The organism is Cryptosporangium aurantiacum, from assembly GCF_900143005.1.
Taxonomy (GTDB): Bacteria; Actinomycetota; Actinomycetes; order Mycobacteriales; family Cryptosporangiaceae; genus Cryptosporangium; species Cryptosporangium aurantiacum.
Window position 1 is genome coordinate 145,375 of record NZ_FRCS01000003.1, and the last position, 14,245, is coordinate 159,619.

At 68.9% G+C, this 14,245-nt stretch carries 13 protein-coding genes and 1 pseudogene; 4 read left to right on the plus strand and 10 right to left on the minus strand.

Annotated features, from left to right (window positions below; all coding sequences use genetic code 11):
- The first annotated feature begins 13 nt into the window (after positions 1-13).
- Positions 14-505 carry a hypothetical protein gene (locus tag BUB75_RS45045; protein ID WP_143175151.1) on the plus strand — a complete coding sequence of 164 codons (492 nt, stop codon included), beginning with the start codon at positions 14-16 and terminating at the stop codon, positions 503-505.
- 153 nt (positions 506-658) lie between these two features.
- Here BUB75_RS45045 and BUB75_RS11535 read toward each other — a convergent pair.
- From BUB75_RS11535 to BUB75_RS11565, 7 genes and pseudogenes are all read right to left on the minus strand, one after another.
- A pseudogene (locus BUB75_RS11535) lies at positions 659-1,455 on the minus strand (transposase family protein).
- A 116-nt stretch (positions 1,456-1,571) separates the two neighbouring features.
- On the minus strand, positions 1,572-2,366 hold the full coding sequence (locus BUB75_RS11540; RefSeq protein ID WP_178379836.1) for a class I SAM-dependent methyltransferase: 795 nt from the start codon (positions 2,364-2,366) through the stop codon (positions 1,572-1,574).
- 366 nt (positions 2,367-2,732) lie between these two features.
- Complete coding sequence (locus tag BUB75_RS11545; protein WP_073255681.1) at positions 2,733-3,233, minus strand: DUF4279 domain-containing protein; 501 nt, start codon at positions 3,231-3,233, stop codon at positions 2,733-2,735.
- Positions 3,234-3,440: 207 nt separating this feature from the next.
- Positions 3,441-3,725, minus strand: a complete 285-nt coding sequence (locus BUB75_RS11550; protein ID WP_073255684.1) for a putative quinol monooxygenase — start codon at positions 3,723-3,725, stop codon at positions 3,441-3,443.
- Between the two features lie 81 nt (positions 3,726-3,806).
- Positions 3,807-4,115 (minus strand): antibiotic biosynthesis monooxygenase family protein, encoded by a 309-nt coding sequence (locus BUB75_RS11555; protein ID WP_073257099.1) that lies wholly within the window; start codon positions 4,113-4,115, stop codon positions 3,807-3,809.
- A gap of 56 nt (positions 4,116-4,171) precedes the next feature.
- Positions 4,172-7,876 (minus strand): WD40 repeat domain-containing serine/threonine protein kinase, encoded by a 3,705-nt coding sequence (locus tag BUB75_RS11560; protein WP_178379837.1) that lies wholly within the window; start codon positions 7,874-7,876, stop codon positions 4,172-4,174.
- A gap of 93 nt (positions 7,877-7,969) precedes the next feature.
- Positions 7,970-8,329, minus strand: a complete 360-nt coding sequence (locus BUB75_RS11565) for a hypothetical protein (RefSeq protein WP_143175153.1) — start codon at positions 8,327-8,329, stop codon at positions 7,970-7,972.
- Positions 8,330-8,917: 588 nt separating this feature from the next.
- On the opposite strand from BUB75_RS11565, the gene BUB75_RS11570 reads away from it, so the two are divergent.
- The gene (locus BUB75_RS11570; RefSeq protein ID WP_178379838.1) at positions 8,918-10,498 is read left to right on the plus strand and encodes a diguanylate cyclase; all 1,581 of its coding nucleotides are present in this window, start codon (positions 8,918-8,920) and stop codon (positions 10,496-10,498) included.
- Positions 10,499-10,543: 45 nt separating this feature from the next.
- Here the strand turns inward: BUB75_RS11570 and BUB75_RS11575 are convergent, their stop codons facing one another.
- From BUB75_RS11575 to BUB75_RS11585, 3 genes are all read right to left on the minus strand, one after another.
- Entirely contained in the window at positions 10,544-11,017 is a 474-nt protein-coding gene (locus tag BUB75_RS11575) for a limonene-1,2-epoxide hydrolase family protein (protein ID WP_143175154.1), read from the minus strand.
- Positions 11,018-11,133: 116 nt separating this feature from the next.
- Positions 11,134-11,865, minus strand: coding sequence for a class I SAM-dependent methyltransferase (locus BUB75_RS11580; protein ID WP_073255696.1), 732 nt, complete (start codon positions 11,863-11,865; stop codon positions 11,134-11,136).
- A gap of 34 nt (positions 11,866-11,899) precedes the next feature.
- Positions 11,900-12,136, minus strand: a complete 237-nt coding sequence (locus BUB75_RS11585; RefSeq protein WP_073255698.1) for a hypothetical protein — start codon at positions 12,134-12,136, stop codon at positions 11,900-11,902.
- Between the two features lie 60 nt (positions 12,137-12,196).
- Here BUB75_RS11585 and BUB75_RS11590 point away from each other — a divergent pair, with 60 nt between their 5' ends.
- Positions 12,197-12,550, plus strand: coding sequence for a hypothetical protein (locus BUB75_RS11590; RefSeq protein ID WP_073255702.1), 354 nt, complete (start codon positions 12,197-12,199; stop codon positions 12,548-12,550).
- A complete protein-coding gene (locus tag BUB75_RS11595) occupies positions 12,550-13,392 on the plus strand; it encodes a uracil-DNA glycosylase (protein ID WP_073255704.1) in 843 nt (280 codons plus the stop codon). Before BUB75_RS11590 ends, BUB75_RS11595 begins: the two co-directional genes overlap by 1 nt.
- The last annotated feature ends 853 nt before the right edge of the window (positions 13,393-14,245 follow it).

The following is a 14,245-nucleotide window of genomic DNA, read 5'->3' on the forward strand; positions in this document are numbered from 1 at the left end:
GCCGGGAGCAACTATGGCGACACTTTTGTCATCTATTGGAGCCATTGGGATTATCGGGTCACTACTCTTTGCTGGTTGGCAATCCCGAGCACTCGCCAAGCAGGTCGCCTATCAGGGCACGATGGATGGCGTCGCCACCCTGTACAGCACCCTAGAGGGCCTCCACCGTGTCCAACACTATCTGGTCGAGGATCCGACTTTGATCCCTCACTTCGCGCCCGAACGAGTACACGGGTCGCCGAATACCTTAGATGTTGCGGATCCTGGCAAGGTCCAGATGGTCGCAGCAATGTACGCGGACATACTTCACGTTGGTCTGCATGCGTTGTACGCCGTACCCGGGGCGCGGCCAGTAAGCGCCTGGGAGAAGTACTGCAAGGATCTTTGGGACCGATCTCCGGCCATTCGGACTGAGGTGGAAACCAAGCCTTGGGCCTATCCGCTTGTGGCGAGCCTGGCCGGCGTCGAAATCGCGGGCGGACCCACCGTCATTCGCCAACGGTGATTCAACAGCCCATCTAACGCCTTATGTAACCTCGTAGGCGCATCGCCGTGCCCTTCCCCAGAACGCCAGATGCGACGGCCATCGCCAAAGTCGCAGTGCGGAGCAGCTAAAGTGGACGCGAATCAGTTGATCAATGAGCCATTGCCAACCTGATTATGCGCTGGCGATCATGAGGGTCTGAACTGCGGCGATGAGCCGGTGGGCGGTGTTCGGGCTGGAGCGGATCTTCCGCAGGATCCGCCAGTTCTTCAGCTCGGCGTTGGCCCGCTCGCCGGGTCCACGGCGGCGGGCGTGGGCGGTGTTGACGTCCTTCTGGTTCCGGGACAGGCGCCGGTAGCGGCCGGTGCCCAGATCCTTCCGACGGCGCCGCTGCGGAACCGCGACCGTCGGCCCGGCGCCCTGATAGGCGGTGTCGGCCGACGCGGGGATCTCGTGGGTGGCCAGCGCGTCGATGATCCCGTGCTCACGGGCAGCGCCCATGTCATGTCTCGCGCCGGGCAGCGGCGGCGAGATCCACACCAGCCGGCCGATCGGGTCGGCGACGACCTGCACGTTCAGCCCGTGGGCCTTGTGCTTGCCGGAGTAGAAGGCCTGGTCATAGCCCGATGTCATGCCTACCCGGTCGATGCGCAGCAGGGTGCCGTCGAGGATCACGAACGCCTTGCGGCGGGCGACCTCGATCGCCTGGGCCAGGTTGGGAGCCATCGCGGCGAGCAGTTCGAGCGCCTCACGGATGTACCGGTACACCGTCGAGGTCCCATTCGGAAGCCGCAGGCCAGGTCGGCGTAGGTCTCGCCCTTACGCACGTGCGCGACCACGAGCAGCGCCTGCCGGCCGGGCGAGAGCTTCCGCCACCGGGTTCGGCGCTGGTTGCGCTGCGCTCGCAGCGCATCGGAGAGCACGCCGAGGGCGCGCCTGGACACGGTCATCCCGGACGGGTAGGACAGCACGTTGAAGCTCCTGGTGGGACGTGTTGATCTAGGCAATCGCCCGTCTACCAGGAGATTCACCCATTCGACGTCACGCCACGCTGCACACCGCTGACTGCCCGCCCAGGTCGGCAAATTCACTCGTTACTTCTGGCGTCATGGCGCGCCAGCAGGTATCCGGCGGGCGGCTTGCCTGGCGCCGGAGCAACGATTCGCAGGCGTCCGAGCTCGGCGAAGTCGTGCTCGCGCAGTCGGTCGGCGAGCGCGTCGAGGGTCCACAGATACGCCGGTGAGGCTCTGTGGTCGTACGGGACCCAACCGTTGGTGTCTGCGGTGTCGGTGATCTGCACACCGATCAGCAGGGGTCCGCCCGGCTCTACCACTCGGGCGAACTCGGACAGGACACGCGGAAGCAGGTCCGGCGGCGTGTGGATCAACGAGAAGTGCGCCAGGATGCCCGCGATCGACTCGTCCCCTGCGTCGAGATGGAGCATAGAACCGACCTCGTAGCGCAGGTCGGGACGATACCGGCGGGCGATCGCGACCATGGCCGGTGACAGATCGATCCCGTAAGCCCGGATACCGGCTCGATCCAGGTGATCGGTCCACTGTCCGGGACCGCAACCCGCATCGACCACAGCACCCACCGACCCACCGGCGCGGACGAGGTCGGCGAAGGCGTTGATCATCCCTGCTGACAGCGCATCGATGACTTGGTCACCCTGTCGCACCATGTCGTCGTACAACTCGGCGACCTCGTCGTAGTCTCGACGGGTCCGATCCAACGCTTCGTTCTCACTCACCCGCCGGACTCTAGGGAACAGGTCGGACGTAGGAGTGTCGGACACTCCAACCGCGAAGGCGACGCGATCGATCCGTCCGCCCAGGACGGTGGGCACCACCTTTACCACCGCCCCCACCAAGCTGTCCACGACGGCCGCAGCGCTGGCACATCCACTCCCGGGCCGCACGCCACGCGCACAACCGCTGGCCAGCCCCCTCACAAGGTTGGCAAAGGCTCAATATCTGAGCTACCTCGCGGAGTTCGGTCTGGCCGACTGGGATTTCGTCGCTACGCAGGTCGAATACCGGCTTACACGCACCTGGGAATGCATCGAGGCGCACGTGCGAGTGGAGCGTGACTACCGTGGCGGACCTGACACGTGCCGGTAGCGTGACGATGCATCGTCATCGCCGAAGATCGCGGGTGACAAATAGCAGCTCGACGGCCATCCTCGACGGACATCCTGGATTGCGCCGCCCTCATCACAACACGAAGTCGCCGCGGAACGCTGCGGTTAGCTGATGTCGTAGTACTGATCGTGGTCGAGGCTGGCGCCGAGTTCGGCGAGCCGCTGGATCGTGCGCGTGGAGTAGCTGATCGCGGCGCTGGACACGATGGATTCGCCCTCGTCGCGGTAGCCGTGGGCCTCGATGACCAGCGTCATGTGGACTTGAAGGCCGAGCGTCTGGCAGGCATTGCGGATTCCGTCGGCGACGGGCGCGACGGCGTCCAGGAGCGCGACCAGCACGGGCTCGCTGTAGGGGGTGTCCTGCGGTGGGAGTTCGTAGCTCCAGTTGGCGAAGTTCCGGGTGGCCGCGCCATTCCGGTGGGGCGATGGGTCGCCGCGTCGCCAGCTGCGGGTGGGCATCAGCCCGACCAGCTCGGTGATCTGGTCGGGGTCGAAGGCCATCTCGTCGAGCTGGCTCGGCGTGTAGGGCGGGTCGCCGTGGTCGCCCTGGCGGCTGAAGGACAGGTAAGCGCGCTGGGTCCAGGTCACGTTGATCGGCTGATCCACCGGCCTACCGTAGAGCGTCGTTGCTGTTCACCGGCTTAGGCGGTGCGTTTGGCTCAAGTGCGGGCAACGAGGCCCCGCTCCCGCCCCTATGGGTCGCGCGAGGCAGTCGACGAGCGCTGCCAGCACGTCACGAGCGCGGCGTCGCTCGACGATAGGCGCTGCCGGCAGAACGCCCGCCGCGAGTCGAGTGGACTCTGCGCAGCCAGGTCACGGCTGCTCGACGCTGGCGATCCGGTACTTGTGCACATCGGCTGACCGCAGCGGTGGCGCCTCCGGCACGGGCCCGCCGCTGGAACGAAACCGGTGCAGGTCGTCGTCGGATTCCCACCGCTCGTACACGTTGATCCGGGTGGGATCGAGCGGATCCGGACTTTGCACAAAATCCAGGCAGCCCACCGCCTGGCGTGCCAGTCGCGCCACGTCGAATACGCCGGCCAAGTACCGGTCACGATCGGACGCGTCGAGGTACAGCGCTCCCGCGATGATGATCAAGTCGCCTCCCTCAGTGAGGGCCGCCGGAGCGAACCCACAGCCGCCGCGCGCGGGGCTATCCCGGTGCTTCCGACGCGCCGGTCAGTCGAGCATGACGGCGACCTCATGGTGATCCACTCGCTCATCCCAGCGTGTCAGCGCTCGGCGAGCCGCCGGCTCGACGACCGCACGACTGGGGTCGTCGCCTGCGAACGCGTGAACGGACGCCATGTCGGCGAAGTAGACGATCGAGGTGAACTCGACGTCGGCCCCATCGGTCCGGCGGAGTAGCCGTGCTCCGCAGAACCCGGGGACATCGCGAAGGTGCTCGCTGACCGCGGTCTCGTAGTGCCGCTCGTAGTCGCCGGCGGTGGCGTGGGGTGCCCAGCCGTGCCAGGTTCGTGCAATCACATCCGGACTCCGATCGATGTCCGAGAGCGCCGTCACCGTAAGAATCCGACCAAATATCAACCAGAGACGTCAAACCAGTGTTCGTACCGGGCCGCGCAGGCTGGACAGTGCCCGGGAATTCGAACCCAGCGCCGTCTCGATGGAGCGGTGTGCTCGGTGGACTCGCCCGCCGTCTGCGGGACGGATCCACATCGGGGACAGGGGCTGAGCTCGACGTCGCGTCGTGCTTCGGCCTCGGTCCGGGCGTGCCGCGCGGTCGGCGGGTCGCTGCTGTCGGCGTCCGGATCCACCACCGGCAGCATGCGCAGCGCCGATGGACCCGACCACGCCTCGGCCATGCGGAGCAACTGCGCCCGGACGCCCGCCGGCCGCACCCATCCCAGCCCTGCCCGGCGCAGTCGGCCGAGCAGGGCGTCGACGTCCTGCGGTCGCCAGGTCGAGGGGTCGCCGGTGCACTGGTCGAGGAAGCTGCTCAGTAGAGGACTGGCGTCCTCGTGCCAGTCCGCGGCGTCGGGTGCATGGAGTTCCCAGTCGAGTTCCCAGACCAGGATCGCGCCGTCGTCGGTGCCGGCCAGCACGAACCTGGCGTCGGCGCTGAACTGCACCGAGCTGAGCCGAGCGCTCGCCTGCAGTGTCCGCAGGCAGGTGCCCGTCGCCAGATCCCAGATCCGTACTGTGTGGTCGTCGCCGGCCGATACGACGAAGCGCGCGTCCGGGCTGAACTGGGCATACCGCGCCGCGGAGGGGCTTCCGTCCATCACCGTGGCGGCAACCCCGCTGAACGGGTTCACGACGTGAAGGCGCCATCCGTCGAGCAGCAACAGTCGGCCGTCGGGGCCGAGGGCGGCCGGGTGGTAGTCGTGCTCGGGCCACAGCATGCCTAACTGCCGGCCGTGGTCCAGGTCCCACAGGCGGACCCCTGAGCCGAGAGCGTGGTCGACGGCGAAGCGCGCGTCAGGGCTGAGCACCAGTGACAGCGACTCGAACTGCTGCTCGGGGAGGGTGACCCGGCGGCTGCCGTCCGTCACGTCCCACACGATGAGGCGCGTTTGCGGGCTGTTGGTGATCGCGTATCGGCCGTCGGCGCTGACCGCGAGTGGGCCACCGATCCGTTCGTCGGCTTGGATCGGCCCGAGGACGTCGTCGGCCACTTTCCCCACGGTCGTGTCGGTCCACAGGTACAGCGCAGCGTCCCGGATGAAGAGGACCCGTCGTCCGTCCCGGCTGACCGCGACCTCATGGGCCTCGCCGTGCCCAGACACGCTCTGCAGGCACTGCCCGGTGTCGAGGTCCCACAGGCGTACCGTGCCGTCCGCACCTGCGGAGAACGCGCGGTCCGGCTCCTCGCTGACCGCGATCGCGTTGACCCTCCCCGCGTGGCCGGTCAACGGCGTTGCCTCCCACACCGAGCGCAGGCCGACCCGGACCGACCGGTCGGCAACGCGTCGCCACGCGTCGAGCACAGGGCGGGACCGTTCGTGACCGGGGGTAGTCCGGGCACCGCGGAGCACGGTGAGCGCGTCCGGGTACCGCTGCTCGTCCAGGGCTCGGTCGGCGTCGGCCAGCTGCACGCGGACCCGCAGCTCGGACTGGGCGAGCTCGGGCTGTGAGCGCGGGCGGCACGGCACGAGCGGCGCGGTGTTCCCGGTCGGCAGCCCCCAGAGCCGCAGGGACTTCCGGCCGGCTGAGAACACCGACCGGCCGTCGGCGGTGAAGGTGGCGCTCGTGTCGGCGGGATCAGTCCACGGCCGCTTGAGGCCGTGCTGGCTGACGCACGTTCGCAAGCACCGTCCGGTGGAAGTGGACCAGATCCGGAGGTAACCGTCGGTGCCACCGGTGACGGCCAGGCTGCCGTCCCGGTTGAGAGCCAGGGTGAGCACCTTGCTGGGGTCCGCGCGGATCTGGCGGTACGAGCCGGTGCTCACATCTCCGACGTACAGCCAGCCCTCTCGGTCGCCGAACGCGACCCGGCGACCGTCCGCGCTCAGCGCAACGACCATCACCATGTGCGCGTGATCATGCACTCGCAGCGACCGGCCGGACGCCAGGTCCCAGAGGCGGACGGTGCCGCCGCTGCCGGACACCCCGAAATGGCCACTGCCGGACACCGCGAGACGGCCGTCGGCGCTGACGGCCACGTCTTGGATGGCCTCGACGTGACCCGTGAGCACGGGTCCGGCGGCGCCAGTGGTGAGGTCCCACACCCGGACGGTCCGATCCTCGGAGCCGGTCACCGCGACGCGGCCGTCGACACTGACGCGCACCGCGGACACCGGCCGGGAATGCCCGGTCAGGACGTACCGGCATGTTCCTCGGACGACGTCCCAGACGCGGACGTCGCAATGCTCGCCGTCGAACTTGAAGGCAGACCGTTCCACGAGCCGTCCGCCGCCCGAAACCACGAGCCGGCCGTCAGCGGTCACGTCCGCGGCGAGCACCCGCGAAAGGTGCCCGCGCAGCTCACACCGTGTCGTACTGCGCACGGCGTCCCAGACCACGACCGCATGCTCACCGTCGTAGCCGGCCCCCGGTACGGGCATGATTCCGACGACGCAGTCACCGCCGGCACCGGGCCGGAGGACGGTGGCCGAGGACGACGGCTCGAAGCTGCCGTCACCGTCGCGCGTACCGTCACCGGCAGCGCCGGGATCACCGCGTTCGCGCTGGACCTGGGCCAGCAGATCGTCGACAACCGTGCCAGCACCGGCCACGCGCGCTTCCTCGAGTCGCGCGACGACCTCGGTGTCGGAGATCTCGGCGCGCCGCCAGCGCAGCAGGCCGTCGTTGTACACGGCCTGCGGATGGCGGGGGTCGATGCGCAACGCCTCGGCCAACGCACGATCGGCCTCTTCCGGGCGGCCGAGGTCGAGCAGCGACAGCGCGCGGTTGGTGAGTTCGTCGGCACGCAGTTCCGCCGGCCGCGGCGCCGCCCGCGGGTAGCGTCGGCCGAAGCACTGCTCGTAGATCTCGACGAGTTCCTCGGCGACCGCCGTCATCGTGCGCGGCCGTCCGGCCGGATCGGTGCGCAAGCACCGGTTCAGCAGGTCGTGCAGGGGCGCGGGCATGGGCGGCAGATGCGGTTCCGGCGGACCGTTGTGCCAATAGTCCTCGAGGGCGTGCGGCGCAGCCGCACCCGTGGACCAGGAGATCCCGCCGGTGAACAGCTCCAGGACCGATACGGCCAGACTCCAGACGTCGGTGCGCCGGCTCAGCCGTCCACGAGCAATCTGCTCCGGGGAGGCGTAGGCCGGTGTCAGCCCGCCACGCGAAACCAGGACGCTGACCCCCGGGTCGGCCGCTGCCGGCCGGTGCCCGGACACGCTCGCCCGCGCCTTCGCGATCCCGAAATCGGTCACCTTCGCAGTGGCGTCCGCGTCCAGCAGCACGTTGGCCGGTTTGACGTCCTGGTGCACCAGACCGTGCTCGTGCGCGTGCCCCAAGCCCCAGGCAACCTGGACCGCGATGTCCACGATCCGAGCCAGAACGTCCTCGGTGGTGCCGTCGTACAGCCGCCGATCGTCGATCCACTCGCGGAGGCTCCCGCCGGCGAGGTACTCCGCGAACACCAGGGGGACATCGTCCAGCACCCGCACGTAGTGACACGCGCAGACGTGCGGGTGCAGGCCGAGCGACACCCAGGTCTGCGCCTCGACGGTGAACCGCTCCCGGTCGGCGGCGGATCGGAACATCTCGGTCCGCGGGCTCTTGACCGCGAGATCAACGTCCCACTGCAGGTGCCGGACCTGATACACGAGGCCCATGCCACCGCTGTCGTGTGTCCGCAGGACACGGTAGGTCCCTGCGATCGTGTCCCCGACCGTCCAGTGCATACGCGGCTCGCCTGTCTCGTCGGATCAGTTCGCCTCGGGACGAGCTGCCCCACCCACCAAGATCACCCGACGTCCGCTCTGCAGGTTGTACTCGGTGACCCTCACTTCGGGGATCGGACGATCACCGGCCGCTCGCCGCACCACCTGGCTCACGGCGTTGTAGACCACGGCCGGCATCACGTTCGCCGGCAACGGGATCACTACCAGCGTGCGCGCTACCAGCCACGGGTCTTTCGGCGCCGGTTCCACCCGAGCCTGACCGACGTCGGGTCCGCGCGGATCCGCTCCCCACTCGGCCGCGAACTCCTCAGGACTCACCCCGACCGAACGTTGGAGTTCCACGAACAAACCAGCCGGACGTCCGAGCCCTCCTAACAGATCCATCGCTGCATTCTGGCAGGCACCTGCCAGCGATCGGGCGGAGGCAGACTGCAGTGCCCTACGTCAATAAATGGACGAGACGCTGCGCGCAAAATCGCCTACCGTGGCCGGCATGACGAGCACGAATCCCTGGCCGTTCAGCTAGCACCGCCGGCTACTCCGAGGCAGCGCCCGCAGCCGGCGACGTGGGACGGCGATCAGCCGTACCAACCGCTGACGAAGGGTTCACCATGCTCTTGCTCGTCTCCGGCGTCCGTGGCGCCGGTGAGTCGATCGTGTTCCGGGGTTCGCTCGTCCTCCCACCGGCGCTCGAGGTCCGCTGGCGGCAGCGAACGACCGGATTAGCCGCACAGCGCGCCCGCGAGCTGGCTGTTTGGGCGCCGCCCCTCCCGAACCGGCGCCCCAGCCGGGCCCGGGCGGATCGCCGGCGTGCCGTCAGCCCACGGTATCGACGTCGCGTCACACCGGCCCACCGCCGACGAAGCCACCCGGATTGAGCGCCGGTGCGCTCAGTTCGGATGCGCGGCTGCCGATGCGGGGGGCACGACGCCCTCGAGGGGAGCGGGTAGGACCACCATGTGGCCGCAGCTGATGACGCTCGCCTATGGGGTGTGTGCGTCTATCGGCGCACACACCGTGGTGGCGGCGTGGCACGTGCACGCACGCCGTACAGGCGCACTGCCCCTTGCCGGTCTCGCCGCCGGCATCGGGCTGTGGGCGGTGCTCGCGTGCGCGTCGACGCTGACCACCGACGTCACGACGCTGCGGGTCCTGGCCATCGCCGGCATCCTTCCGCAAGGCGCGCTGATCGCGTCGTACGCCGTACTGGTCTGGACGATCGGCAACCCGTCCTGGCCGACTCGGCGGCGGATCGTGCTGCTGTCGATCGAGCCGGTCGTCTCCACCGCGCTGGCAGCCACCGACGGATGGCACCATCAGTTCTTCGGCGAGGTCGCGCTGAACCCGCTCGGCGTGTGGGTCGTCCAGCTCGGCCCGCTCTACTGGGCTCACCTGCTGTTCCTGTACTTCCTGACGATCTGGAGCACGCTGCACTTCGGGCTGGCCGATCCCGCGGCCCCGCAGAAGAAGAACCGGCAGCTGGGCTGGATGCTCGCGATCGCGCTGCCGCCGATCGTCGTGAACCTCCTCGCGCTGGAGGTGTTCGCGCTCGGTGTCGAGTTGACGCTGATCGGGATGGCGTCCACGGTCGTTGTGCTGCGGATCGCGCTGGACCGGCACTCGTTCGACCTGTTGCCGGTGGCGCGGGAACAGGTGATCGACGAGCTCTCCGACTCCTTCTGCATCGTCGACCGGGCCGGGTACGTCCGGGACTTCAATCGGGCGGCCCGGCGGCTGCTGCCGCACCTCAGCCCCGGGCTGGCCGGGCGGCACGACGTCCGGATCGAGGACTTCGGGCTCGGCGTGCAGCCGGACCCGGAGCACGACACCACCTGGCTGGTCGAAGACGCCACCGTCCTCGGAATCGATCTCGAAATCCGGCTGATCGTTCTTCGCGACCCTGCGGGCTCCTGCGTCGGCTGGGCGATGGTCAGCCGCGACGTCACGACGGCCAACCGGCAGCAGCGGAGCCTGGAGACCGCGAACGTCCGGCTGCGTACCCAGCTCGACACCATCGAGGCGCTCCGGGCCGAGCTCGCCGAGCAAGCCGTCCGCGACCCGCTCACCGGGCTGCACAACCGCCGCTATCTCACCGACGCGCTGACCATGCGCTCCGCAGGCGCCGCGGGAGAGCCGGTCTGCCTCGCGTTGGTGGACATCGACCACTTCAAGCGCGTCAACGACACGTACGGCCACGCGGTCGGCGACGACGTGCTCGTGGGCGTCGCCCGGGAACTTGCCGAGGGACAGCCGCCGAGCGTCGTGGTGGCGCGGAACGGCGGCGAGGAGTTCGTCCTGGTGTTTCCGGGCGCCACCGCGGAGGAGGGCCGTACCCGGGTCGAGGCGCTGCGGGAGCGGGTGGCCGCGCACCGGTTCGCGGCCGACGACGTCACGCTGCAGGTGACGTTCAGCGCGGGTATCGCCGCGAGCGACGGGCACTTCGACGCGGAGGCCCTGCTCGAAGGCGCCGACCGGGCGCTCTACCGGGCGAAGGACGGAGGCCGGAACCGTACCGAGACGGCGTCCGCGGCCGAGCTGGTGCACGCGGTCTGAGCCTCGGACGCCGGGCACGCGCTGCCGATGAGCGGACGTTCAGCACTACCCCCGCCGAGGATGGGGCGCGCCAGCAGGCCCTCGTGCGGTTCGGGCGAGCCGGGCCAGCAGCGCCTTACCGGCGCCACGGACGCCGGCGGCCATGAACGTCGTCCAGTCGAAGTAGTCCCGCCAGAGCACCACGCGGCCCGCGCGCACCTCGAACGTTCCGCACACCCAGAACGCGGCCTCCCACGATCCGATGCGCAGAACGTCGGTTCGTTCGGTGAGCACGATCGGTCCGTTCGCCGCGATGTTGTGCATCCGGGCTTCGAACCCGGTGCAGTACCGCAACATTTGCCGCAGCGTCCGTTCGACGGCGGCGCGTCCGCGTGCGGGTCGTAGCGGCACGTTCTGGTAGACGATGTCGTCCGAGACGAGAAGGAGCGCGGCATCCAGGTCGAGTCGCTCCAGCGCCGCGAGGAACGCGACGACCACCCCCTGGGGATCAGCGTCGGGTTGGACCTGCTCATCCGGCATGACAAATCCTCCGGTTCGCGGGAACGGTGCGTCGCAGCGTTCGGATACCACGGTCAGCGTAGAAGGCCCGCCGCCGGCGGCGGCACGTTCTGGAGTGTGTGCTTCGGATGGAACGCTCACCGGCTCGGCGCGCGCCTGGCGAGGAACACCCACTCCAAACCCGGCCGGTCAGGAGCGTCTCGAACCTCGAGCAGCTCGTAGCCGTGTGTCCGCAGCGACGCTTCGATCTCGCGGCGGGACCGGAACCGCAAGGTCGAGTGGGAGGACAGAACGGCGCCGTCGGGGAAAACCCAGGAGGCGCGAAAGGTGACCAGCGGTTCCGCGAGGTCGACCACCTCGGTCCAGGTCCGTACCGGGCCGATTCCGTCGACGTCGACGGTGCGTTCGGTCAGCTCGCGGGTCCACAGCTCCCAGGCGCGCTGCTCGGGGACGCGGGTCTCGAACACCAGGTGCCCACCTGGTCGCAACAGCCGACGCGTGCCCGCCAGGGTCTTGTCCCACTTGTTGCGGTCGACGATTGCCTGAGCCACGTTGCCGGTCATCGTCGCGAGGTCGAAGTCCCCGACGACCACGTCCCGGACCTCGCCGCGGATCCAGTTGACATGCTGCCCCCCGGGCCGGTTCCGAGCGTGGTCGATCGAGCCGGGAGCCGGGTCGACGCCGGTGACGATCTTCCCGGCGGCGGCCAGCCGGACCGCGAGAATGCCGGTGCCGCAGCCGATGTCCAGGATTCGTTCAGCCCCCAATTCGTCTACGAGGCCCTCGTAGACGTCGAGGTCGGGACGGTCACCTTCCAGGGCGTCGTAGACGGCGACCAGCCGGGGATGGTCGAAGATTGGGTCCGGCATGCTTCGACGGTACGGCGCTCGGAAGCGCACGACGTCAGGGTTCGTAGTCATTCCATCCGGCGTCGTAAACCGGCTTGCTCTCGGGATCCGCGTCGTGGCCCGGCCAGATCCGTACCCGCCAGTCGGCGCCGTCAGCGATCCAATTCGTCTGCACGACCCATTCGCCCAGGTCGGCGGGAGTACGGTCGTCGGTCACGTGGGCCCACCGGCTAACGACCCGCCAGTCGTAGTCATAGTCAGAGGTTTCGATCTGGACGGTGTAGTCGGCCATGGATTCATGGTGCGTGATACTCGGCCCGCCGCGCGGGAACGCGACTCGTAGAGTGGCCATATGGGAGCTTGCCTGCGCACCGATGCCGCGTACTGCGCGCTCGCCGCGCTGATTCTGGGCCTGTTCGCGGGGCCGGTTGGTGGTGCGCTCGGCGTCCCGGCCGGGGTGCCGTTCGCAGCGGCGGTACTGACGTTCGGCTGGGCGGGAGTGCTGCTCGTTCTTGCCTCCCGACGCAGGCTGCGCGGCCCGGTGCGGTTCGTGCTGGTGGCGAACGTCGTCGCAGCGGCGGGGCTGGCCGCGCTCGCGCTCACCCGGCCGCTCGACGCGCTGTCGCTGCTGCTCCTGGCGGTCGCGGTCGAGGTCAGTGCGTTCGCGGTCTGGCAGGCCGTGCTGCTGCGTCCGGCGCGCGGCTGATGGGCCGGGACGCGCACAAGCGGATGCGCGATCCGCGCTTCCGGCGGCAGCAGGAACGCGAGACGTACGCCCCGCACGTGCGGGCGGTGAACGAGTTCGTGGACGAGCTGCGGGCGGAGCCCGGCCGCGGCTGGGTGCCGTACATCGCGCCGTGGCACGGCGGTACCGAGGCGCGGGTCCTCTCGGTGCTGAGCGATCCCGGAAAGAAGACGCGTCGCAAGGGCGGGTCGGGCTTTCTCTGCATCGAGAACGACGACGAGTCCGCGAAGCGTCAGGCTGAGCTGTTCGCGAAGGTCGGTGTCTCACCGCGGGACATCACACCGTGGAATGCCTATCCCTGGTACATCGACGCGACGCCGACCTCGGAGCAACTCCTCCTGGGCATCCCTCCGCTGCTGCGGCTGATCGCGCTGATGCCCAACCTGCGTGTCGTGCTCCTTCAGGGCAACACCGCCCAGGACAGCTGGGATCGCTTGGTTACGCAGGAGCCGCGACTGGTGCGGGAGCGCGGGCTTGTTGTCGTGCCGACGTACCACCCCAGCCCGAAGGCGATGTGGCATCCGGATCCGGCGGAGCGTCAGCGCCGCGAGGAGGACCGGCGCGCGAAGTACGGCGAGGTGTCCGACGCACTCCGCACGGCCGGCGACGCGGTAGGCGGCCACGACGCAGCCGATGCCTCCGCCGAGGCAGAGGCGGGATGGACTCGCCTACGGCGGGTGCGCGACGCTGCCGCCGAGCGGCTGCGGGATGCGCCCGGCACGCTCACCAAGGCCGCCGTGCCGGCCGCAGGTGCTGCGATCGCGCTCGCAGCCGCCGCCCTCGTCCGTCGCGGACGACGCTGAGCTCGCCGGCGTAGCCGCTGCCCTGCCCTGCCCGTCGGCTACGGCCGCACGGACGTCACCGTGTACCCGCCAGGTAGTGCGCGGCGATGTCATCGCTGGTGGTGAGCCAGCTGTCCGGCTGAGCGGCGAGGTCCGCGGTACTCAGGAGTGCTCCACCCATCTGACAGCGAACCGACCGGCGCTGCACGGTGGAACATGGATGCATGATCGGTGACCGTGGGGCGTTACTCCCAGCGAGATAGCCCGTTCCTATCCGTGCGACGACTTCGTGGTTTCGCCCACTCTGCAGGCGTGGCGGGGAGTGCAGGTCGAAGCGTCTGCCGCAGCGGTGTGGCCTTGGCTTGCCCAAGTGAGACTTGCGCCGTACTCCTACGACTGGATCGACAACCTCGGACGCCGCTCACCACGACGTCTGCTCGGTCTTCCCGAGCCCCGTGTTGGGGAAGCATTCACGACCGCCGGCGGACGAAAACGGGGCAGGATTCTCTCGGTTGACGCTGAGAGACAACTGACGGGCACGATCATGGGCGCCTTCATGTCCTACGTTCTCGTGCCCGAGTCGCCCGCAACGACGCGCCTGTTACTCAAGGTCGTCATAAAAACGACACCCGTTGCCGCGATCGGATTGTCCATTGGCGATCTGGTCATGGCTCGCAGGCAGTTGCTGAATCTGAAGCAACTCGCCGAGCGGCACCCTCACCCTCCTCGCGGCACTCCCGGTCGCGCGAGGCGCGGCGGTTTCGGTCGTGCACTAGCCTGTCGGCGACGATCCTCTGTGTACCGTCTGCGTTCTCTGTCCTGGGTATCCTCCGACGACCTGGGCCGCGATGTCCGAAGAAGCCGAGAAGGGTCC